The organism is Hoeflea prorocentri (assembly GCF_027944115.1).
GTDB classification, from domain to species: domain Bacteria; phylum Pseudomonadota; class Alphaproteobacteria; order Rhizobiales; family Rhizobiaceae; genus Hoeflea_A; species Hoeflea_A prorocentri.
The window spans coordinates 340,001-361,011 of record NZ_JAPJZI010000002.1 but is presented as its reverse complement, the minus strand read 5'-3'; the positions used below and the strand labels follow the sequence as shown (position 1 = coordinate 361,011).

Here is a 21,011-nt window from a genome sequence, read left to right as displayed (position 1 = left end):
GGTCATTCTCCCTTGGCGGTCGGCCAGATCAAAAGGTTGCCGTGGTCATCCACTTCCAGATAGTGGTTCGGCAGCAATACGGTCGTCGTGTCGTACTGGCGTACAATCGCCGGACCTTCGACACGCGCACCGGCCGCCAGCCGATCGCGATCGATGTGTGGCGTGTCCACCCAGGCGCCATCGAAAAAGCCCCGGCCGGTCTCAATAATCGCCGACGATATGTCGAACGTCCCCGATTCTGGTGGCGACTCCTTCACCGGCGGCGTGGCGCCGGTTGCCACGACACGCAAGGCCACAAGCTCGATCGGAAGGTCGAAGCGGACGCCGTACAGCCGCTCGTGTGTCTGGTGGAAATCATCAAACACCCGGTCCAGGCCCTTGGCGTTCTCGACCAGTTCAGGCGGCACCTTAATTGCGACCTCAAAACCCTGTTGTTCGTAGCGCAGGTCCAGCGAATAGGTAACGCCGCGATCCGCCTCTGCAACCTCCTGCTCGTCCATCCAGGCCACGGCCTTGTCTGCCAATTCCGAAAACCCGGCCCAGATCTGGTTGTCGTCGATCCCCGACGCGGCCCCGATGAGTGTCCGGACAAATTCATTCTTGAATTCGGCTTCCAGGAACCCGAGCGCCGACAACACGCCCGGATTGGCTGGAACCACCACCGGGTAGCACCCGAGAAGCGCTGCCAGTGCGTTGGCATGCAGCGGCCCGGCCCCGCCGAACGCCACCATGCCGAAATCACGCGGATCAAGGCCGCGTTGCACGGTGATGACCCGCAATGCGCCAAGCATGACTTCATTGGCAATATCGAGAACGCCCTGAGCCGCGTGTTCCGGGTCGAGGCCGATCTTCTCGCCGATGGCGGCAACCGCGTTGCGGGCGCCTTCGACATCGAGATCCATGTCCCCGCCCAGCAGCTTTGCCGGCAGATACCCAAGCACCACATTGGCATCGCTCACGGTCGGCTCCGTTCCACCGCGACGATACGCAACCGGCCCCGGCATCGCCCCGGCGCTGCGCGGCCCGACCCGCAGCGAGCTGGTCAACTCGGACAACTCCGCGATCGAACCGCCGCCAGCCCCCACGCTGCGCACATCAAGGGTCGGCACCTTGGCGGGAAAATAGCCGACCTCGGTCGAACGCGAGATCGTGGGCTCACCATCGATAATGACCGACACGTCCGTTGACGTGCCGCCCATATCGAAGGCAAGCAGCTTGTTCAGTCCGGTTCTCTTGGCAATCATCGCCGTCGCGGTCACGCCGCCTGCCGGCCCCGAGAGCACCGTATGCACAGGCCTGTCCGCCGCTGCCGCGGCGCTCATAAGGCCGCCATCGGAACGAACGATATGCAGTTTGCTGTTGACGTTCTCGTCGACCAGGCGTCCCTCAATCCGAGACAGATAACGGGTCATAATCGGTCGCACATAGTCGTTCATGACTGTCGTGATGGCGCGGTCATATTCCCTGAACTCAGGCAAAATCTCCGACGAAAGCGACACCTGCAAATCCGGAAAACGCTCCTTGACAATGTCACGCAGACGGCGCTCGTGGGCATTGTTTGCATAGGAATGCATAAGCGAGATGGTCAGGGCCTCGACACCCGAGTTACACAGGTCATCAATCAGCGCCGTGGCCCGGGCCTCGTCAAGTTCGCGAACCACGTTGCCGCGCGCGTCCATGCGCTGGGGAATGCCGCGCGTATCCTCAAGCGAGGCAAGTGGATCGGGTTTTTCCATGACGATCCAGCCGAACAGCGGGCCGGGCGTCCACGACTTGGCCAGATGCAGCGTGTGTTCAAAGCCTTCTGTCACCAGCAGGCCGACCCGGGCGCCCTTGCCCTCCAAAACCGCATTGGTGGCCACAGTGGTCCCGTGCAGGACCAGGGAAATGTCGGTTGGCGCGATGCCCGCCTTTTCGCAGATCAGTTTGACACCGGCGGCAACGCCGATGGACTGGTCTTGCGGCGTTGAGGGGGTCTTTGCCCGATAGGTTATATTGCGTATGTCATCCTGCAGAAGCAGGTCCGTGAACGTCCCGCCAACGTCAACTCCTAGTCGCATCGTGTTCCTCCAAACGGCGAGAGCATGCATCGGAAAAAAGGCTTCTCGCATATGTTGAATGCGCATTCATTTAATAGTAAGTTCGCCATGGCATCAAGAAAAATCTGGGTGCAACAGCCCGCAAACCAGCATTGCCGCGAATGCTGACGGGGCTCCTGAAACGACGGACACGACAGGAATGGCACGGCAAACGCTATACGATAAGATTTGGCAGTCTCACACGGTCCGCGACTATGGCGGTGGCAACACGCTGCTCTATATCGACCGCCATCTGGTACAGGAGGTGTCGAGCCCCCAGGCTTTTGCGGCCCTGGACGCGGCTGGCCGCGCCGTCCGGCGTCCCGACGCGCATATAGCAGTCGCCGACCACGCGGTTCCGACAAAATTGCGTGCTTTTAAATTGCGTTCGGGACAGGCCGCCAAGCAGGTTCGCCGACTTGAGGAAAACGCCGCGCGGCACAACATTCCCTACATTGAGATTGACGACGACCGACACGGTATCGTCCATGTTATCGGCCCGGAGCTCGGCTTTACCCTCCCCGGCACAACGCTGGTCTGCGGCGACAGCCACACATGCACACACGGCGCTTTTGGCTGTATCGCATTCGGCATCGGAACCAGTGAGTGCGCCACCGTTCTTGCCACACAAACGCTGCACCAGAAAAAACAGAAACGCATGCGGGTGATCCTGGACGGCGGCCTCGCCCCGGGCGTGACGGTCAAGGACGTCATTCTAGCGTTGATCGCGGAGATCGGCACGGGCGGCGGCGCTGGTTATGCCGTCGAGTTTGCCGGCTCCACAGTCGACGCGATGTCCATGTACGAACGCATGACATTGTGCAACATGGCAATCGAGGCAGGCAGCCGTGTCGGACTGATCGCCGTTGATGAAACGACGATCAGATTTCTCAAAGACCGACCCCTTGCGCCAAAGGGCGACAAATGGGATGCCGCAGTGGCCGCCTGGACGGCCCTGAAAAGCGATCCGGACGCCCAATTCGATCGGCAGGTCAATTTCGAAACCTCCAATTTGGCACCTCAGATTTCATGGGGAACAAGTCCGGAGGAAACCCTGCCTGTCACCGCTCATCTGCCGGACCCCGAAGCCGAACCTGATCCGGTCCGACGCGCGCGGATCGAAAAGTCTCTGAACTATATGGCGCTCAAGCCGGGGATGGCCCTTCGCAACATCCCGATCGACCGGGTGTTCATCGGCTCGTGCACCAATGGCCGCATTGACGATTTGAGATCGGCTGCAAAGGTTGTCAAAGGGCGCAAGGTTGCCGCTGGTGTCTCGGCGATTGTCGTGCCTGGTTCGGCGGCAACACGGATTGCCGCGGAAGAGGAAGGCCTGCACGACATCTTTCTCAGCGCCGGCTTCGAATGGCGCGACGCGGGTTGCTCCATGTGTGTGGGCATGAATGATGACCGCCTGTCCGAGGGTGAACGCTGTGCTTCCACATCGAACCGCAACTTCGAGGGCCGTCAGGGAAGAGGCGGCAGGACGCATCTCATGAGCCCGAAAATGGCCGCGGCCGCAGCCGTCGCCGGTCATCTGACCGATGTCCGCGAGATGATGTAGGCCATGGAGAAACTCACAACGCTGACCAGCCTCGCAGCGCCCCTGCTGGAGAGCAATATCGACACGGATGTGATCTTTCCCGCCCGCTTTCTGCTCATGCTGGAAAGGGAAGGCATTGGACAATACGCCTTTCATGAGCGGCGCAAGCATCCCGATACGCCTTTCATTTTGGACACGCCACCTTTTGACAATGCCCGAATTCTTGTTGTCGGCGCCAATTTCGGCACCGGTTCAAGCAGGGAACACGCGGTCTGGGCGCTGGCCGATCTCGGGATACGTTATGTGATCGCCCCAAGCTTCGGCGAGATTTTTCACGCCAATTGTTTCAAGAACGGCGTCCTTCCAATTACGCTGGAAGACCCGCATATGACTGCTCTGGAGGCCGCCGCCAGCGCCATGGAGCCCATCACGATCGATCTTCCGGAGCAGACAATCAGACTGCAGTCCGGCACCGAGATTGAATTTCATGTCGATACCCACCGCAAGCAGGCACTTGTTGGCGGCCTGGACGAGATCGGCATGATCCTCGCCGAGGATCGCGACGTCATTGACGCATTTGAGGCGAGCCGTTCAGACGAGGAACCCTGGCTGACTCTGGACGAGCAGCACCTGGCATATCTGGAAACCAAACAAAGGCAGAAAAAATGACGGATGCGGAAGATCTTGAAGAGAACTACCGGCGCGCCTACGGCAACCGCATCGGCTTCGGCAAGAAGCCGGCGCTTATCATGATCGACCTCGTCCGGGCCTATTTCGATCCTGATTGTGAGCTTTATGCCGATGTCGACGACACCCTCGCCTCGGCGGTGCGCCTCCGCGACGCGGCTCGCGAAGCCGGTGTGCCGGTCATCTACACCAATGTAGTCTACCTGCCTGACGGCTCGAATGGCGGACGCTTCTTCCAGAAGGCCAGGCCCTTGCGCAACTTCACTGCGGGGAACCCGATGGCGCGTTGGGCGGACGGATTGGAGGTCGGCGAAGGCGAACTGGTCATTTCCAAGCAATATGCGAGCGCCTTTTTCGGAACATCCCTTGCTCCGACCCTGACAAGCTGGGGGATAGACACGCTTGTACACACCGGTGTCAGCACCAGCGGGTGCGTGCGCGCCACATGCGTGGACTGTTGCTCATACGGCTTCATTCCTATCATCGCGCGCGAAGCCGTGGGGGACCGGCATCACGCGCCGCATGAAGCCAACCTGTTCGACATGGACGCCAAATACGGCGATGTCGTCGGGGAAAAGGATGTTCTCGACTACTTCAAATCAATCGGAGAACCAGCATGAGCAGGCCAAGCCTCAGGCAGGCGCTGGACGCCGGACAATTCGTCGCCGCTCCCGGCATCCACGACATGATCTCAGCGGTCGTTGCCAATAAGATCGGCTTCGATTTCATTTACTCCTCGGGTTATTGGGGAACCGCGTCTGCTCACGGGTTGCCCGACGCCGGGCTCGCGACTTACACGGAAATGGTCGAACGCGTGCAAACACTGTGCCGTACCGCCGATGCATCGGTTATTGCCGATGCAGATACGGGATATGGCGGTCTGCTCAATGTCGACTATACGGTCCGCGGTTATGAGCGCGCCGGTGTCGCAGCCATACAGCTCGAGGATCAGGAGTTCCCCAAGAAATGTGGTCACACGCCCTACAAGCGCGTGATCACCAAGGATGACATGGTCGACAAGATAAAGGTCGCGCTCGATGCACGAGAAAAACCGGACGATACGCTGATCATCGCCCGCACGGATGCGCGCCAGACGGAAGGTCTTGAAGGCGCGCTGGAGCGTGGGCTTGCCTATCAGGATGCCGGCGCTGACATCATCTTCGTGGAAGCGCTCGAAAGCCGGGATGAAATGTACGAAGCATGTCGGCGCATCTCCGCACCAATGCTCGCCAACATGGCTGATGGCGGCAAAACGCCGATCCTGAACGCCCGAGAGCTCGAGGAGATCGGTTACAGCATTGCGATATTCCCTTCGATCACAGGCCTTTCTGCGGCAGCAGCCGTTGAAAATGCTCTCAAGGTTCTCAAGACGGAGGGCACATCATCCTCCCCTCAACTAGAACTTTTCGATTTCAACGAGTTCAATCAGCTCATCGGCTTTCAGGAAATCTGGGATTTCGAAGCGAAATGGTCGGCCGACCGGTCACACGCAGTCAAATAGCCGGCGCCCTGTATCTCGTCCATCGAGCGCCTGCGCTTTGATCAAGGAGCGCTCCGCACCTGCGTCCCGGGCGGCACAGAAGGGCGAAGTGCTGCCTTCCATTCCGTGCAGTCTGGCCACCCAACAACGACAACCCCTCCTTGCTGCGCATGCCTGGTCTTGCAAGGCAAACCGCCCGGAAAGCCCCGGAAACCTGCCTCCAGCCCGTTCCGCCGTTTCACCGGAAGCACCTAACCTTTACCGATTGCAATGGCGAGCGCTGCCATATCTGGTGCGCTTGTCATACGGTCGCCCTTTCCTCTTGTTTGAGCCGCGCCGCCCAAATGGCGAAACCCAGGGCTGCTCCTGATGTCGCGAGCATCAGCATGAGCAGCGTCTGCGCGCCGCTTGTTTCAGACACGACGTTGCCAGTCACCGCTGTAAGAACAGCGCCACCTGCAACGATCAGAGCCCCACTCAGACCGGCCGCACTTCCCGCAAGTTCTGGTCGAATTGACATCGCCCCGGCATTGCTTCCCGGCATGGTGATTCCGTTCCCCAGACCGACAAACATGGTGCTGGCGAAAAAGAGTTGCGTCGATGTTATGCCGAGAGCCAAGAGAGCCAGTCCGCCAAGCAGACCAACGCAGGCAACGACCCGGCCAGCGATCATCATGGTCGTCGGTTCAAACCCTTTCCCAAGGCTTCCAGCGACAAAACCTCCAAGCATGAAACCGATTGTAATCGTCCCGAGGTAGAACCCCAGCTCAGCAGTCGTGGTTTCAAAGACGGACTGGGCGACAAGAGGCGCGCCAGTCAGGAAGATATAGAACCCGCCGACAGAGAAGGTTCCGCAGAGCGCGTAGGCCCAGAAAAGCGGCTCACGGACAAGTGTGGTTGTGCCGAGCATGGGGGCATCGGAGCCAGTTGTCCGTCTCGGCTTCGTTTCTCCAAGGTCCAACCAGCAAAGTATCAGCAGGCTGAAACCCGCCACAGCATAGAGTGCAAAGACCGACCGCCAGCCCAAATAGGCATCCAAAACGCCTCCCAGCATCGGGCCAAGCATGGGGGCGATAGCCATCGCCATTGCAATGTAACCGATCAGACTGGTGGCCTCTCGCTCTGACCGTGTGTCGCGAACAATCGCCAGAGAGAGGGCATATCCGCTGATGATCCCTCCTTGAAGCATTCGACAAAACAAGAAGACTTCAATGCTCTGTGCGAAGGCGCAGCCCACCGACGCAAATGTGAAGACGAGCAAGGCCGCCAATAAAACGGGCCGTCTGCCGACGCGGTCTGACATGGGGCCGGCAATCAACTGGATGATAGTTGTTACTGCCAAATACCCCGATACCGACCAGCTCATCGTTCCATAGTCGGTGCGAAGATCGACGGTGATGTTGGCCAGCGATGGCAGAAACATGTTGAGCGACATGGGTGAAAACCCAGTCAGTAGGATCAAAGTGATCAGATGCGGCGGAGTTCTCGTGTTATCCATTCTGTCACGCCGCATGTCTTTCCTCGCGCGGCAGGGACAGGAATCCGGCCAGAACGATAACGACGATACCTGCCAGGGAGAGAACATCCGGCAGCTCTGCGAAGTACAGCGCCCCCCATATCAGACTGAAGACGAGATAGCTGTAATCAAAGGCTGATACCGTCGCAGGTGGCCCGTTCTGATAGGCGATGGCTGTGCCAACGCTGCCGACCAAGATCACGGCCGAAAGCGCCGTGACCGTCCCGATCAACTTGAGGTCGAGGTTCTGCCATGGGCCGAACATGAAAGAGCCTTCCTGACCCGCAAAGGCGCCGAGACCGACTCCGGCGATGATGAAGGCGATGTTCAATGCCAGAGCAAGCGCGAAAGGATTGTCATCGCGGCATTTCAGCGAAGTCAGCACCATCGCGCAGGCATAGAGAAACGCTGCAAGCACCGGCAGCAGTGCCGCAAAGTCGAAGCTCGAAGCGTTCGGCCGCAGGACAAGTACGACGCCCCCGAAACCGAGAATAACTGCCATCATGACGCGCGGCGTTGGCTTTTGCCGCGCGAGCAGAGCTGTAAGAACCGTGATCATGATGGGCGAGGTATAGTAAGCCGCTGCCGCAAGAGACAGCGGCATGAGCGGCAGGGCCGAGTAGTAGCTGAGCCACATGGCGACCAGCAGAACGCTGCGCAAAACCACCCAGATCAGGGAGTTGAAGGAAATTCGAGCCTTGCGACATGCCAGCCACCATAGAACCGGCAACGCGAAAAGTGACCGAAGGATATACATTTGCCAAAGGGGCATCTCGGCCCCGGTCCCTTTGATAATCGCGTCTCCCAGGGAAAGTGCCAGCACCGCGACAACAACAGCGGCAACGGCGAGACCCGTTCGATATGTCGGATCTCGTGCAGTCACGTGTTGACCGCCCAATTGTGCACTCGCCTTGTCCCTCCCTTTGCCGCCAGAACTGCTCCTGCAAAATAGATCATCAGCCCGAACAGGCAGCGCCGGTTGGCCCAGGCAATTTTGATTTGCCCGGGTACACGAAGTCTCGCCCGAACGAGGGCACCAATAGGTGTCACACCGAAGACTGCTGCACCGACGCGGAAACCTCCGTGTGACAGCAGAACCAATGGGTGCTTCAGGTCCGACAAAGATGCGTCAACTGTAGCCTGCTGACCGTAAAAGACAGCATTTCCAGCTACTCCCACATGGCTGTCATCTTCAGTCGGATACCAGAGCGCGAGCTGCAGGCCCCGCGCGTCATCAACCTGAAGGCTCATCTGATGCACACCAGCGGCGTACCCAAGGCTGCAACCGGGGATAGCAAGAAGCAACAGGGCGATCAACAGCATACGGCGCATCGCGCGGTCCTTCATGATGTAGTCTGACATCGTCACTGCAAACCGCAAAAACGAACCTCATGTGATGCCAGTAGACATCCTTCGAGCGCACGAAATACCTCCCAAAATTCGAAACCGGGGCATTTGAAGAACGAGTTTTCTCAAAAGTCCCCACAGTCGATACGGTGCTGACAAGACGTTGACAGTTGGTGCGGGCGAGTGCCGATGGATGTTCCGTGATCTGAATTTGGCTCCGGTCCTGGTGGCTGAATTTCCTGCGGTCGACAGCCCAAGGCCTGCAACACTGGCTATTGCAGGACCTTTGATGCGATCCGGCAGGACGGCGGGTTTGACGGTTGCCGCGCTCGTCAGAACGTCGACGTGGAAGCGAGCCCGATGAAGGTGACTGGCAAATGAAACGCGCGTCAAATTTCATCCAGGTGCTTCATTAAATTCACGCATGCCGTTGCCCGAAAGGCAGAAGATGAGCTCAAAAACCCGGTTTGAACCTCGGGATCCCGATTATCGAGACAAGGTCGCAAAGAGCTTTGCTCTCCAAACCGTTATGAACACGATGGGGATAAATCTGAATTCTGTACGGGCCGGCGAAGTCGAACTCAGTATGGACCACCGAGACGCCTACACCCAACAGCACGGGTTCATTCATGCAGGCGTTACGGCGACCGCTCTCGACAGTGCCTGCGCCTATGCAGCATTTTCATTGATGGCGCCGGAAGCTGCAGTGCTAACCGTAGAGTTCAAAACGACGCTGATCACTCCTGCAGATGGAGAACGGTTCATCTATCGGGGCCGCGTGCTCAAACCGGGAAAGACTCTGACCTACACCGAAGGTTCCGCCTGGGCAGTTCAGGGTGACCAAGAAACGTTGGTCGCCACCATGACAGCCACCATAATGGCGCTCTATGGGCGCAGCCACCTTCGCCTTTGACACCAGTCTGAAATGCTTTTGGTTCGGTGGAGCGGCCGCTGGACCATCAAGGCAGAACCTGAATGCTGGGACTATATCGAAGCGGGAACGGAGCCGATGAGATCATTTCCTGTCGCGGTGAACTGCCAAGTTCGCGATTCGATGTTTGCGTTGTACTACGAAAGATGATGATCGGTATCTGGTTGAGGGCGATCCGTCACTACGCCGCAACCCGATCCAAAGCGGTCTTGAGTTCCTGAGAAGCAATTTCACGTATGCAGTCGCGAAGTGCCAACGCCGCAGGAGAGGCCCTGTCCGAAACGAGAAGCCTGACCTCGATCGCTTCAGTTTCAGGAAGACCACACTCGAGTGGCAAAACCTGAATATCAGGCGAAACTCGATACAAAGTTCGCGAGGTCACACCCTGTTTTGCGGCTATCGCCGACCAGATTCCGGTCAGACTAGGAGTTGTTAGAGCAACTCGCCAATGACGTTGTTCCTGCTCCAGGGCCTTCAAAATATTCGTGCGAAATAGGCAGGGGTGGTCGAACAAAACCAGCGGCACCTTCCGGTCTTCCAGGAATGACGTCGCATCTCCTTCTGGCGCAAGCCACCGCGTCTGCATCTCTGTAAGCAGTTCACCATGTCCTTTGGAGCCTGCCGCAAAGAATGCAATAGCAACATCGATACGGCCTGAATAAACATCCTCTTCAAGAGCAAAATTCCGTCCTGCTCTGACGTCCACATGAACGTTTTCGTGCTGTGAAGAAAATAAGGAAACAGTCTTGGGCAAGATGACATCGAAGAAATCCTGGGGTAGTCCCAGTTTAACACTGGTCTCCACCTCTCCGACTCCCATCGCGATCGCAGCTTCATCATTCAGAGCGATGATCTTCCTGGCATAGGAAAGCAGTTGTTCCCCGGCTTCCGTCGGAACCAGGCCACGACCATGCCGAGTGAACAGAGTTTTGCCCGCCCTGTCTTCCAACTTCTTGATGTGCATACTGATTGCGGACTGAGAGCGACCCAACTCCGAAGCGGCGCGGGTGAAACTTCCAAGTTCCACGCCCACCACCATCGTCCTCAGGGCATCAATATCAAAATTCCTAATCATCTCTTTCGTTTTTCGAAACTGTAATACGGCTCATATTTGATATCTGAATATCGAATTGATGTCTAGGATTGACCTCATGCAACCGAGCCGAACCCTGACGGTACATACTACTCATATGCGTAGAAATGCGGAGATTGCGGTCGAAGCCAGCGGCTTCGGAAAGGACAGACATCGCGGATGGTTGTGCGGAAACCAGGCCTTGCGCCCGAGGTGTTCCGGTTTGGGTGGAGCCCGCATGCGCGTCGCTACACCGTTATGGGCGTCTGACAATGGTAAAGATGCCGTCCAATGACCATTGGATCCAAGGCGTTCTCGATATCGTTAAGCCGGGAGATGTAGTTCTGACAACTCGTGTTCGTCCAGACATTTCAACAGCAGAACGGCAGGCCCTTGAACTGGCAGATAGTGCAGGTCTGCCGATATGTGCCAGCGCTGTGCCGCACCACTTCCGCGAAACGTCTCGCCTTGCGGGTTTTGGGCGGCGCGAGATCGGAGCCGATAGGCACGAGCGCCAACGTTCTTGGCACGGCGCCTTCGACACTCATGATTGTCGCGGAGAGCAAGAGTATGTTGTGGAGGATGACGAGGGAATCGTCGTTTTGCGCGAACCCTTGGCAGGTCAGGTCGTTGCAGCGGCAAAGCGGGTCCAACCGACCGACAATGCCGTTTTTGGCGTCATGTGTTGTGAAACGTCACCATGTGCACAGACTGACTTCTCAGCGTATCAGCGCTGCCGAAACAGAGAACCAGAACAAAACTTCAGTTGTCACATACAGCGACGTGTTTCGATCAGCACACTGCATTGAACCAAGTTCAAGCGGTGCGGCGAAGATCGATTAAAGCTGTGCTCTAGCAGGCTATGATAGTGGAAACAGAAAAAGAACGAAGTAAGTGGCAGTCTCGGGCAATTTGGACAGCAGTCTATGCGTTGAGTGTGCTGGCAGCAGCGCAGGTCGGGCGAATTTCTCCAACTTTCGAAATGCTTGCACAGAGTTTCGACGTCAATTTTGTCGGCTTTGGCTGGTTCGTTTCACTGATAACATTTGCCTCGGCCCTTTCGGGTATTGCGGCAGGTTTGCTCGTGGTCGCCTTCGGGTTAATCAGATCGATCATCCTTGGTGCTTACCTTCTCGCTGCATTGACGCTGTTGGCTTCCGTATCTCCAAGTTTCCAGATCCTGCTTGTTCTAAGAATCCTCGAAGGCTTCGCCTATCTTGCTGTTGTTGTCGCGGCGCCCACTATCATCGCGGCAACGGTCCGCCCCGACCAACAGGCTACTGCACTTGCATTCTGGGGAACATTTTTCATTGCCGGAATTAGTCTGGCCTCCGCGCTTGGCGGGTCAATTGCACAAGAACTGGGCTGGCGTGCTTGGTTTGCTTTATGTGGTGTGGCGACGGCATCTGCCGCGGTAGTCGCTTCCAGGTATTTACCTGGTGTACCGCCGCCAATGTCCGGCGAGGTGGCGTTCCGGACAACCATCCGCCAGCTCTCCAAATCTCTTTGGACGCTTTCGGCAGCTTTCTTGATCACGACGCTGTTGTCAGTTGCGATACTGAGCATGTTGCCACTGTATCTTTCTGATCGATTTTCGATCTCTATGACCGAAGCCGGCGGATTGACCGGCCTGATTGCTCTCGGGAGTCTTGCCGGGAACCTTTTCTACGGGAGAATCAATTCGAGAGTTGCCGACCGATCAATATACGTACTGTCCGCAATAGGTGCCGCTTCGGCGTCTGTCTTCGCGTTTGGCGCGATGAACCTTGTCGTAGCGGTTATCGGATGTGTTGCTGTCCTCTTTTTCGTCGGAGCCCTTGTGGCAATGTGTTTCGCCGCAGTACCCCGTTTGTCGAACGGGACAAGCCAGGTTGGCGCGGCAAATGGGATGCTGACACAAATGGGTGGGCTCGGAGCCTTGGTTGGTCCACCCGTCATAGGTGCAATCGCTGCCAGTTTCGGTTGGCCTGCTTTGGTCTATCTACTTGCGACGCTGTGCCTCGTCGAGTTGGTGCTTTTGAGTAAGGCCCTGAAGTGAAAGGGGCTTACTTGACTGATGCATCGCCGTGATCAGTTTGTTATTTGCGCAATCGATTACTCTTTCGGTTGGATTGCATCGATCGGAAAGTGATCAAACATCAGGAGCCAAGGTTCGACGGAAGAACGACAACAGCAATGCATGGTGCATGTTTTCACCTTCGCTGCCAGGCACATGGCCTTCACCCGTGTAATAGTGCGCTTCAACTGGCAAACCGGCTTTTTCACGCCTGTCTTGCAGCCTTGCGGTCATTTCAGACGACCATGTTTGATCATTCGTTCCTACCGAAAGGAACATAGGACCTTCAAATGTCTCAACATCAATCGGCATGGTCGGTAATAGTTCGTCCGAAGATCCATTCCACAACCATGCACGCCGAGACGGGTCCCAAACCTGCCATCCCGGGTCACCACTGTCACGGAATCTACGTGCATCGAATGCTCCACAAATTACGTCAGGTGCAGCAAGGCACGCAACCGCATCTGGCCTTCTTTGGCTACTTCCCTTAGCGGTCAAAAAGGAAAGCAGCAAGGCGTGCTCCGCCCCCCGAGAAACACCGTAGACCGCGACCTTCCCACTGCAGTGCTCGAAACCTCGGAGGGCAGAAAGTGCATCCGCAGTGCGGGAGATATCTACGTCCTCAATACTCCCAGAGTTCCACGCATTTCCTCCGGTTGAATAGCTGTGCGGGTAGCAGAGGTAGCCATGCGCCGCAAAGATGACGGCTGTTCGGTGTGTCCAACCCGAAAAGCCGCCCTCAGAGCCATGAAGCAAAACGATGCCCGGGAATGGACCCTTTGTTGACGGGCCGTAAGTGGCCCCCCAATTTGGCAACAGTCTTCTGATAATGTCAGGTTGCATTCAGGCGTAGTCTCTTTGTTTCTCCGTATTGAGTGTTTGCTGACTGCGCGTCCATCTTGAAAGTACCTTTTTTCGAATGTCGCCCTTTTCTACATCTTGATTGACCCCGGCAGCCCCAAGGCGAACTCTGATCGAAGGCCAACACGAAAACGCCGGCACTTGGTCACGAGTGACTACTCAAACACTTCCCGTCAGGATTTCACCGGCCGTCATCCGAGCAACAGCGCGAAACAGACTGATATGACCAATATAACCGCCATTCCGATGTTCGTGATTCTCCCGATCACCGGATCCGTAAGCATGGACGCAAACAAGGCCCCCATGGCAAGCCAACTGGTGTTCACCAAAACTATGACCAGGAACAATGCAAATGTTTTGGCGGCTGTATCCAGGGCCAGATCTGCCTGGACTATCGTATGGGACGCGTAAACCGCGCCAATCGCGGCAAAAGCCTTTGGATTTGCGATTGCTAGAACAAAGCCTGGTAACATGGCGGGGCTTGCTGCCGATCGCGATTCTTGCGCGCCAACTGGCGCCGTGGCTATTTTCCAAGCCAAGTAGAGAATGTAGCCAGCCGCAAGGATGCTTAAGACCCCAATAAGTCCTGGTGCTGCCAACAACATCGTGGTTAATCCGGACGCGATCAGGATGAGGACACCAGTGGTTCCGAAGACAATGCCGGCAAGGTATGGAATTCCGCGGCTGAAGCCGAACGCTGAGCCTATTGCGGCAAGACTCAAAGTAGCCGGTCCAGGACTACCCATCAAAGGGACTGCCGATGTCCATAAGAGGAGTGTGTGCTCAATCATCAGATCCATGCAAGCAAGTTCGAAAAAAGACGAGCAGTGTTTGTCCAGAGTTTGAGATCTCATCAAGAAACGTGAAACCCATCTTGCCGGCAAGCGATATAGAGATGCGGTTTTCCGGATCAATCAGGCAGACGCACTTATGCTCACCGGCAGAATTTGCGGCCCATTCAAGCGCTGCGTCAACCGCTTCACTGGCGTAGCCCTTCCCCTGAAAGGCCTTGGTTATGCACCAGCCAATTTCTGGGACATCGAGCAGTTCAGGTGGGAAGCCTCTCCGGAAGTTTGCGAGCCCGACTTCGCCAACAAATCGGTTGTCGGACAGCCGCTCGATCGCCCAATAGCCAAACCCCATATGCCGCCAATGTCCCGTGTATTGCAGCATGCGAAGCCAGGTAGCACTAAGAGTAGAAGGCGCTCCGCAGATGTATTTTACAATCTCTGGATCACTCCACATCTTGAACATATCCGGCAAGTCATCCAAGTGATGTGGTCTGAGCAATAATCGCTTTGTCGAAATCACCGGTGCAGCGTCTACCGGACCGTCGTTCGTATGCCCAAATTTGTGCGTCATCTGAAATTTCCAACTGACCAGACTATGCCGCCGCACCTTGCAGCCTCCGCCTTTGCTCAAGTGGGTTTTCGTCGATTGGCAAGTGAACAAGCGCAGAGAAGGCTCCAACACCAACGCCGATCCACCAAACCAGTGTGTAGTCGCCAGACAGATCATACATGCGGCCGCCCAACCAAACTCCGAGGAAACCTCCGAGTTGGTGGGAAAAGAACACCAGCCCATAAAGCGTGCCCATGTATTTCAAGCCGTAGATCTGCGCGACGAGGCCTGACGTGAGAGGGACGGTTGCAAGCCAAAGCGCTCCCATGATGCCCGAAAAGATCAATACAGATGCCGGCGTTATCGGAAATATGATGAATGTTGCCGCAACAACTGTACGCGCCAGATAGATGGCAGCTAGAAGGTACTTTCTTGAGTATGTCTGCCCAAGCCAGCCGGCAGCAATGGTTCCAAAGATGTTGGCCAGCCCGATAACTGCGATCGCCAAAGCGCCGAGGGCCGACGTAGTCGATATGCCCATCGAGGAAAGCAAACCGCCGGATGCAATTGGTCCGCAAACCTCCGCTATGAATGCGGGAAAATGTGCCGTTATGAACCCAAGTTGATAGCCGCAGGAGAAAAATCCAATGAAAATCATAGTGTAAGTCGGATCTGAGACTGCCTTCTTGAGAACGACACCCATAGGTTCCGATTGCAAAACACTCTGCTCCGATGTGTTGCGAATGAAAGGCAGGACGATCAAGATTGCGAGGATCGCGACAGCGAACACGATGAAGACCGATTGCCAGGGCATGAACCTCAAGAGGAATTCTGCAGTGACCGGGCCGACGATCTGACCTGCCGAACCTGCCGCAGTTCCAATACCCAAGGCTATGGATCTGTTCTCGTCACTTGCGACGCGACCAATGACGGACAGGATAACGCCAAACCCCGTTCCGGCGATACCGAATCCAACCAACATCTCAAGAAGTTGGTGCTGGCCAGGCGTTACTGCATAGGACGACAAAACCAGTCCGGCTGCATAGCAAAGGGCGCCAGCGACAATCGCCTTTCTGTCACCGAATTTGTCGGCGAACGCACCAAATATTGGAGTCCCTATCCCCCAGAAAAGATTTTGAATAGCGATCGCAAAGGAAAACTCCGCCCTTAGCCAACCAAACTCACTTGCGATCGGTATTTGGAAAACGCCAAAAGAAGCTCGGATCGCGAAACTGACGAGTATGATCGCACTGCCCGAGATGAGCACCGGCATCAGGTTGCTCGACGTCCTTGTGCTCATCTGAAAGCCGCTCCCAAGATAAAATCCAGGCGCTTGAACGAACCCAAGTAACGGCTGACCATTGCGCTCTGTCAGTCAAAGGATGGTCAGATCCCAGTTTGGCACAAACATTTATAGAGGAATTTACAAATTCGATTTTCGAAAGCGATGTAGCCAAACAACCAGATATTCTGATGATTATTCAATAGAGAAACGATCGTGAAATGCATCTTCCTGAACACCATATGGCTCTTGTCGCAAATAACTTCTTTTGGCCACGCTTACAGGTAGAGCCTGCCGTGAGCCCAAGGAATACGATGTAGTTTTGAGGTTTTGATGTTTAGTCACATAACACTCGGGACAACGGACCTGAGCGCTGCCGCATCGTTTTATGATGCAGTGCTGCATCCGCTTGGGTTATACCAAAGACCGGTTGCTCCAGATGGAGGCCCGCAAGCAAAGTGCTGGATCCAGGATGGCAAGGCACTGCCAAGGTTCTACGCATACGAGCCCTATGACGGCAGATCAGCAACTCCTGGCAACGGCGTCATGATTGCATTCTGTGCGCCTTCGGCGGAAGCGGTGACCCTCTCCCATGCGGCCGCTATCGTCGCCGGTGGACAGGATTGTGGGCGCCCGGGCCCTCGCTCAAAATATGGAGAGGGCTACTTTGGGGCTTACTTTTTCGATCTGGATGGGAACAAAATCCACATCACCTTTCGGGGTGATCTGTTCTGATCGTACATCGCTGATATAACTTCGAACACACCCATGGCGATTGTTCCAGTAAGATCTTCGGGCCTCTTTTTCCATTGGCGCATTCGGGGTGTTGGCGACGTGGCACGAAGGAACGCATTTGACGACACGACCAAAGCCGAGGCCTTCGCAAGACGGCTCTACAAACCCCAACAGAACCTACTTAAATTTCGAAACTCTCACAGTCCTATTTGATCGTTTCACTCAGAGTTACTGCCGAGCGGTGATATCCGAAACCCGTTTGGCAATCGTCGGCAGAAGTCGACCTAAACGCTCTTTCCGCAACAGTTGAACCACTCGTCGCCGGCCTTGACCTTGGCTGCAACCTGCCGAGGCCCCGGCTTAGGCCAACGATATGTCAATAGTTTCAAAAACCGTTGCCGGAACCCAGCCGTGATTGCTTTGTATGAACTGGCACAAGCGTATGACGTATCGCCTATCGGGCGCGAGCGGACGATTCTGAGTAAAGACTGGATGTCTGCTCAATGGGCAAAGCGCGATATCGCTGCAAGCGACCTGTGCTCCAGATGACGTCGCACTTGTTACAACGACTTACGACACAAGCAGGCTGGCTTTCGCAGGTTCTTCTGATCTGTAGCGGACTTTACGAGTTACGCAACCACGGCGTTTCGCTCACAGCAACCAACAAGCCCTCTGGACTAAGAAAGCGGGTCACTCTTTGGCCCCAGGGCTCTTGCCTGTTGGAGATCAGCAGATGATGGCCCCGAGCCAACAGCCTTTCGGTAGCGATGGAGATGTTCTCCACATCGAACTCTACCCATGCCTGTGGTATTGGCAGATCGGTAGGCCACTCATCACGGTCGAAACATGATTGTGCGGCCTGCATCAGCGGCCAAAGCGCAAAATGCCTGCACCCTTTTAGCTCGCCATCCTCAGTCGAAAGATAGTCCTTGTTGTCGCCGTATGGTTTGAGTGGCAGACCAAGTGTCTCTACATAAAGTGTCCGACTATTCTCCGAATCTCGGGTTATCGGACCAAAACCAGCGACAAAAAGCACTCCAAGCTCCGAAAGACCTTGGTTCATGTTTGTCTCCATCATTTATCTGCTTCTCGCTATACCATGCGCATAACTGCTGTTCACACACCTAGCCTCCGGAACCTGGCGGTTCAATAGTGGTTTATTGGCTCAACTCGCCAATCAACCGCATGATCCGCACCGCTCGGAGGGTTCCCGGGTGAGGCGCATGCCGGCCGCTCAGGCGCCGTTCCGGCGGCCAGGGCGGGAGTAGATGAGGCCGTAGCCCTCATCCCCGTCATCGAAGAGGTTGGTGTCAAGCGAAGCAGTGAAGCGGGGACCGTCCAGCTTGAAGCCAAGATAGTTGCGTCCCTCGGTCGAGGTCTTCGACCACAGCGCTCCAAAATCCCCACGAACGAGAGACGAGGCGGCAGCGGCCAAACGCGGTCTATTGAGCGCATCGCGCTCATGCCTGGCTCCAAACGCCGTCAGATCGACGCAACCGTGCATGGTGACTTCAGCAGGATCCTGGAATGGTCGGCAAGTAACGACAAAAACCAAAAAACCGACATACCCTGTTCGGGAATGTCGGTCTGAGTGGTTGCGGGGGCAGGATTTGAACCTGCGACCTTCAGGTTATGAGCCTGACGAGCTACCGGGCTGCTCCACCCCGCGTCAACTTTTCTGTTCAGCAACCCTCACACGAAACTGTCACCGCAACGCGGTGGATCTGTCTATCGGGTTCGGAACATCATTCAGAGAAGATATTTTTGTTTTGCGTTTTGCGGACCTGGCGGCGCCCTACTCTCCCGCGTCTTGAGACGAAGTACCATTGGCGCAGGGGTGTTTCACGGCCGTGTTCGGGATGGGAACGGGTGCAGGCACCCCGCCATAACCACCAGGTCGGCAAAGAGCAAAAATGAGAAGCTGGTTTTTTCCGGATGCCCAAAAAGTTGTTCGACTTTTTGGATAAGCTATCCGGATTGATTTGTTTGCGCTCACGGCCGTACCGATCATCTTTGATGATCTGGCCTGCGCGTGCGCGCCGCATTTGCGGCGACGGCTGGCCGGCCTTGCGGTGCTTTGCACCGTGTTCATTTCCCTTGAGTTTTCAAGAAAGAAGAACCCGAAGCTTTGCTTCGCAAGCGCGACTGCGCGCCGGGCACGGCGGGTTTTCCCGCCGGTATTGCCCGCGCTGTCCGCAGGTTAGCGGCGCAGCCGCGTTCACCCGTGAGGACATAAAGTAATGTTCAAGCACCAAAGGTGCTTGAAGATGGGCATTGATCAATGGGAACGATCAAGTCTATTGAGCGATTAGTACTGGTCAGCTTCATGCGTTACCGCACTTCCACCTCCAGCCTATCGACGTGGTCGTCTTCCACGGCTCTATGGGGACTACTGGTTTTCAGGTTGGTTTCCCGCTTAGATGCCTTCAGCGGTTATCCGTTCCACATATAGCTACCCTGCTATGCCGCTGGCGCGACAACAGGTCCACCAGAGATGTGTCCACCCCGGTCCTCTCGTACTAGGGGCAGATCCTGTCAATATTCCTACACCCACGGCAGATAGGGACCGAACTGTCTCACGACGTTCTGAACCCAGCTCACGTACCGCTTTAATTGGCGAACAGCCAAACCCTTGGGACCTGCTCCAGCCCCAGGATGCGATGAGCCGACATCGAGGTGCCAAACAACCCCGTCGATATGGACTCTTGGGGGTCATCAGCCTGTTATCCCCGGCGTACCTTTTATCCGTTGAGCGATGGCCCTTCCACGCGGGACCACCGGATCACTATGACCGACTTTCGTCTCTGCTCGACTTGTCAGTCTCGCAGTCAGGCAGGCTTATGCCATTGCACTCGACGACCGATTTCCGACCGGTCTGAGCCTACCATCGCGCGCCTCCGTTACTCTTTGGGAGGCGACCGCCCCAGTCAAACTACCCACCATACACTGTCCCGGACCCGGATAACGGGCCGCGGTTAGACATCCATGACGATAAGGGTGGTATTTCAAGGATGGCTCCACCAGAGCTGGCGCTCCGGCTTCAAAGCCTACCACCTATCCTACACATGCCGACACGAATGCCAGTGTAAAGCTATAGTAAAGGTGCACGGGGTCTTTCCGTCTGACCGCAGGAACCCCGCATCTTCACGGGGAATTCAATTTCACTGAGTCTGCGTTGGAGACAGCGGGGAAGTCGTTACGCCATTCGTGCAGGTCGGAACTTACCCGACAAGGAATTTCGCTACCTTAGGACCGTTATAGTTACGGCCGCCGTTTACCGGGGCTTCAATTCGCAGCTTGCACCACTCCTTTTAACCTTCCGGCACCGGGCAGGCGTCAGACCCTATACGTCGTCTTGCGACTTCGCAGAGCCCTGTGTTTTTGATAAACAGTCGCTACCCCCTGGTCTGTGCCACCCCACAAGAGTTGCCTCCTGCAAGGTCACGCTTATTCCGAAGTTACGCGTGCAATTTGCCGAGTTCCTTCAACGCAGTTCTCTCAAGCGCCTTGGTATGCTCTACCTGACCACCTGTGTCGGTTTCGGGTACGGTCTATATGGCGGAGCTATTTCCTGGAACCGCTTCGCTGCCAGACCAATCCAATAAGGACTGACAACACACGCGATCCGTCACTACCGCCAGGCCGACGAATATTAACGTCGTTCCCATCGACTACGCCTTTCGGCCTTGCCTTAGGGGCCGGCTAACCCTGCTCAGATTAACTTTAAGCAGGAACCCTTGGTCTTTCGGCGAGGGAGTCTCTCACTCCCTTTATCGTTACTCATGTCAGCATTCGCACTTCCGATATCTCCAGGATCCCTCACGGGTATCCCTTCACGGACTTACGGAACGCTCCGCTACCGCTTGCAAAAGCAAGCCCTCAGCTTCGGTGTATGGCTTGAGCCCCGGTACATTTTCGGCGCAAAGACCCTTATTTAGACCAGTGAGCTGTTACGCTTTCTTTAAATGATGGCTGCTTCTAAGCCAACATCCTGGTTGTTTTGGGATCCTCACATCCTTTCCCACTTAGCCATAACTTGGGGACCTTAGCTGGAGGTCAGGGTTGTTGCCCTCTCCACGACG

General features: G+C 56.0%; 17 protein-coding genes, 1 tRNA gene and 2 rRNA genes (1 of these 20 cut by a window edge). 6 read left to right on the top strand and 14 right to left on the bottom strand.

Annotation, left to right across the window (positions count from 1 at the left end):
- Nucleotides 1-2 precede the first annotated feature (2 nt).
- Nucleotides 3-2,060, bottom strand: coding sequence for a hydantoinase/oxoprolinase family protein (locus OQ273_RS23250; protein WP_267993490.1), 2,058 nt, complete (start codon nucleotides 2,058-2,060; stop codon nucleotides 3-5).
- Nucleotides 2,061-2,238: 178 nt separating this feature from the next.
- Here OQ273_RS23250 and leuC point away from each other — a divergent pair, with 178 nt between their 5' ends.
- The 4 genes from leuC to OQ273_RS23230 are packed head-to-tail and all read left to right on the top strand — an operon-like array spanning nucleotide 2,239 to nucleotide 5,809.
- Nucleotides 2,239-3,642, top strand: coding sequence for a 3-isopropylmalate dehydratase large subunit (gene leuC, locus OQ273_RS23245; protein WP_267993489.1), 1,404 nt, complete (start codon nucleotides 2,239-2,241; stop codon nucleotides 3,640-3,642).
- Between the two features lie 3 nt (nucleotides 3,643-3,645).
- The gene (leuD, locus tag OQ273_RS23240; protein WP_267993488.1) at nucleotides 3,646-4,290 is read left to right on the top strand and encodes a 3-isopropylmalate dehydratase small subunit; all 645 of its coding nucleotides are present in this window, start codon (nucleotides 3,646-3,648) and stop codon (nucleotides 4,288-4,290) included.
- Nucleotides 4,287-4,928: an isochorismatase family protein gene (locus OQ273_RS23235; RefSeq protein ID WP_267993487.1), complete on the top strand. Its 642-nt coding sequence runs from the start codon at nucleotides 4,287-4,289 to the stop codon at nucleotides 4,926-4,928. Before leuD ends, OQ273_RS23235 begins: the two co-directional genes overlap by 4 nt.
- Nucleotides 4,925-5,809 carry an isocitrate lyase/PEP mutase family protein gene (locus tag OQ273_RS23230; protein WP_267993486.1) on the top strand — a complete coding sequence of 295 codons (885 nt, stop codon included), beginning with the start codon at nucleotides 4,925-4,927 and terminating at the stop codon, nucleotides 5,807-5,809. Before OQ273_RS23235 ends, OQ273_RS23230 begins: the two co-directional genes overlap by 4 nt.
- Nucleotides 5,810-6,089: 280 nt before the next feature.
- On the opposite strand, the gene OQ273_RS23225 is transcribed toward OQ273_RS23230, so the two are convergent.
- The 3 genes from OQ273_RS23225 to OQ273_RS23215 are packed head-to-tail and all read right to left on the bottom strand — an operon-like array spanning nucleotide 6,090 to nucleotide 8,666.
- Complete coding sequence (locus OQ273_RS23225; protein ID WP_267993485.1) at nucleotides 6,090-7,286, bottom strand: multidrug effflux MFS transporter; 1,197 nt, start codon at nucleotides 7,284-7,286, stop codon at nucleotides 6,090-6,092.
- 4 nt (nucleotides 7,287-7,290) lie between these two features.
- Nucleotides 7,291-8,187, bottom strand: a complete 897-nt coding sequence (locus OQ273_RS23220; RefSeq protein ID WP_267993484.1) for a DMT family transporter — start codon at nucleotides 8,185-8,187, stop codon at nucleotides 7,291-7,293.
- Nucleotides 8,184-8,666, bottom strand: coding sequence for a hypothetical protein (locus OQ273_RS23215; RefSeq protein ID WP_267993483.1), 483 nt, complete (start codon nucleotides 8,664-8,666; stop codon nucleotides 8,184-8,186). The genes OQ273_RS23220 and OQ273_RS23215 overlap by 4 nt, the downstream gene beginning before the upstream one ends.
- A gap of 433 nt (nucleotides 8,667-9,099) precedes the next feature.
- Here OQ273_RS23215 and OQ273_RS23210 point away from each other — a divergent pair, with 433 nt between their 5' ends.
- The gene (locus OQ273_RS23210; RefSeq protein ID WP_267993482.1) at nucleotides 9,100-9,564 is read left to right on the top strand and encodes a PaaI family thioesterase; all 465 of its coding nucleotides are present in this window, start codon (nucleotides 9,100-9,102) and stop codon (nucleotides 9,562-9,564) included.
- Between the two features lie 199 nt (nucleotides 9,565-9,763).
- Here the strand turns inward: OQ273_RS23210 and OQ273_RS23205 are convergent, their stop codons facing one another.
- On the bottom strand, nucleotides 9,764-10,657 hold the full coding sequence (locus tag OQ273_RS23205) for a LysR family transcriptional regulator (protein ID WP_267993481.1): 894 nt from the start codon (nucleotides 10,655-10,657) through the stop codon (nucleotides 9,764-9,766).
- 865 nt (nucleotides 10,658-11,522) lie between these two features.
- Between OQ273_RS23205 and OQ273_RS23200 the strand changes: the two genes are divergently transcribed.
- Nucleotides 11,523-12,692 carry an MFS transporter gene (locus OQ273_RS23200; protein ID WP_267993480.1) on the top strand — a complete coding sequence of 390 codons (1,170 nt, stop codon included), beginning with the start codon at nucleotides 11,523-11,525 and terminating at the stop codon, nucleotides 12,690-12,692.
- A gap of 93 nt (nucleotides 12,693-12,785) precedes the next feature.
- Here OQ273_RS23200 and OQ273_RS23705 read toward each other — a convergent pair whose 3' ends face one another.
- From OQ273_RS23705 to OQ273_RS23155, 9 genes are all read right to left on the bottom strand, one after another.
- A complete protein-coding gene (locus OQ273_RS23705) occupies nucleotides 12,786-13,022 on the bottom strand; it encodes an alpha/beta hydrolase family protein (RefSeq protein WP_333781708.1) in 237 nt (78 codons plus the stop codon).
- Nucleotides 13,023-13,762: 740 nt separating this feature from the next.
- A complete protein-coding gene (locus OQ273_RS23190; RefSeq protein ID WP_267993478.1) occupies nucleotides 13,763-14,371 on the bottom strand; it encodes a LysE family translocator in 609 nt (202 codons plus the stop codon).
- Nucleotides 14,355-14,933, bottom strand: coding sequence for a GNAT family N-acetyltransferase (locus OQ273_RS23185; RefSeq protein ID WP_267993477.1), 579 nt, complete (start codon nucleotides 14,931-14,933; stop codon nucleotides 14,355-14,357). The genes OQ273_RS23190 and OQ273_RS23185 overlap by 17 nt, the downstream gene beginning before the upstream one ends.
- A gap of 22 nt (nucleotides 14,934-14,955) precedes the next feature.
- Nucleotides 14,956-16,212, bottom strand: coding sequence for an MFS transporter (locus OQ273_RS23180; protein WP_267993476.1), 1,257 nt, complete (start codon nucleotides 16,210-16,212; stop codon nucleotides 14,956-14,958).
- 1,339 nt (nucleotides 16,213-17,551) lie between these two features.
- Nucleotides 17,552-17,992, bottom strand: coding sequence for a VOC family protein (locus OQ273_RS23175; protein ID WP_267993475.1), 441 nt, complete (start codon nucleotides 17,990-17,992; stop codon nucleotides 17,552-17,554).
- Between the two features lie 171 nt (nucleotides 17,993-18,163).
- Nucleotides 18,164-18,433, bottom strand: coding sequence for a DUF736 family protein (locus OQ273_RS23170; RefSeq protein WP_267993474.1), 270 nt, complete (start codon nucleotides 18,431-18,433; stop codon nucleotides 18,164-18,166).
- Nucleotides 18,434-18,521: 88 nt separating this feature from the next.
- A tRNA-Met gene (locus OQ273_RS23165) sits at nucleotides 18,522-18,598 on the bottom strand.
- Between the two features lie 113 nt (nucleotides 18,599-18,711).
- A 5S ribosomal RNA gene (gene rrf / locus OQ273_RS23160) occupies nucleotides 18,712-18,826 on the bottom strand.
- 390 nt (nucleotides 18,827-19,216) lie between these two features.
- Nucleotides 19,217-21,011: ribosomal RNA gene (locus OQ273_RS23155) — 23S ribosomal RNA — on the bottom strand (it continues 1,002 nt past the right edge of the window).

Coding starts and splice junctions, on each gene's coding strand:
- OQ273_RS23250 (WP_267993490.1), bottom strand. CDS start 2,060: ATGCGACTAGGAGTTGACGTTGGCGGGACGTTCACGGACCTGCTTCTG.
- leuC (WP_267993489.1), top strand. CDS start 2,239: ATGGCACGGCAAACGCTATACGATAAGATTTGGCAGTCTCACACGGTC.
- leuD (WP_267993488.1), top strand. CDS start 3,646: ATGGAGAAACTCACAACGCTGACCAGCCTCGCAGCGCCCCTGCTGGAG.
- OQ273_RS23235 (WP_267993487.1), top strand. CDS start 4,287: ATGACGGATGCGGAAGATCTTGAAGAGAACTACCGGCGCGCCTACGGC.
- OQ273_RS23230 (WP_267993486.1), top strand. CDS start 4,925: ATGAGCAGGCCAAGCCTCAGGCAGGCGCTGGACGCCGGACAATTCGTC.
- OQ273_RS23225 (WP_267993485.1), bottom strand. CDS start 7,286: ATGGATAACACGAGAACTCCGCCGCATCTGATCACTTTGATCCTACTG.
- OQ273_RS23215 (WP_267993483.1), bottom strand. CDS start 8,666: ATGTCAGACTACATCATGAAGGACCGCGCGATGCGCCGTATGCTGTTG.
- OQ273_RS23210 (WP_267993482.1), top strand. CDS start 9,100: ATGAGCTCAAAAACCCGGTTTGAACCTCGGGATCCCGATTATCGAGAC.
- OQ273_RS23205 (WP_267993481.1), bottom strand. CDS start 10,657: ATGATTAGGAATTTTGATATTGATGCCCTGAGGACGATGGTGGTGGGC.
- OQ273_RS23705 (WP_333781708.1), bottom strand. CDS start 13,022: ATGCCGATTGATGTTGAGACATTTGAAGGTCCTATGTTCCTTTCGGTA.
- OQ273_RS23190 (WP_267993478.1), bottom strand. CDS start 14,371: ATGGATCTGATGATTGAGCACACACTCCTCTTATGGACATCGGCAGTC.
- OQ273_RS23185 (WP_267993477.1), bottom strand. CDS start 14,933: ATGACGCACAAATTTGGGCATACGAACGACGGTCCGGTAGACGCTGCA.
- OQ273_RS23180 (WP_267993476.1), bottom strand. CDS start 16,212: ATGAGCACAAGGACGTCGAGCAACCTGATGCCGGTGCTCATCTCGGGC.
- OQ273_RS23175 (WP_267993475.1), bottom strand. CDS start 17,992: ATGAACCAAGGTCTTTCGGAGCTTGGAGTGCTTTTTGTCGCTGGTTTT.
- OQ273_RS23170 (WP_267993474.1), bottom strand. CDS start 18,433: ATGCACGGTTGCGTCGATCTGACGGCGTTTGGAGCCAGGCATGAGCGC.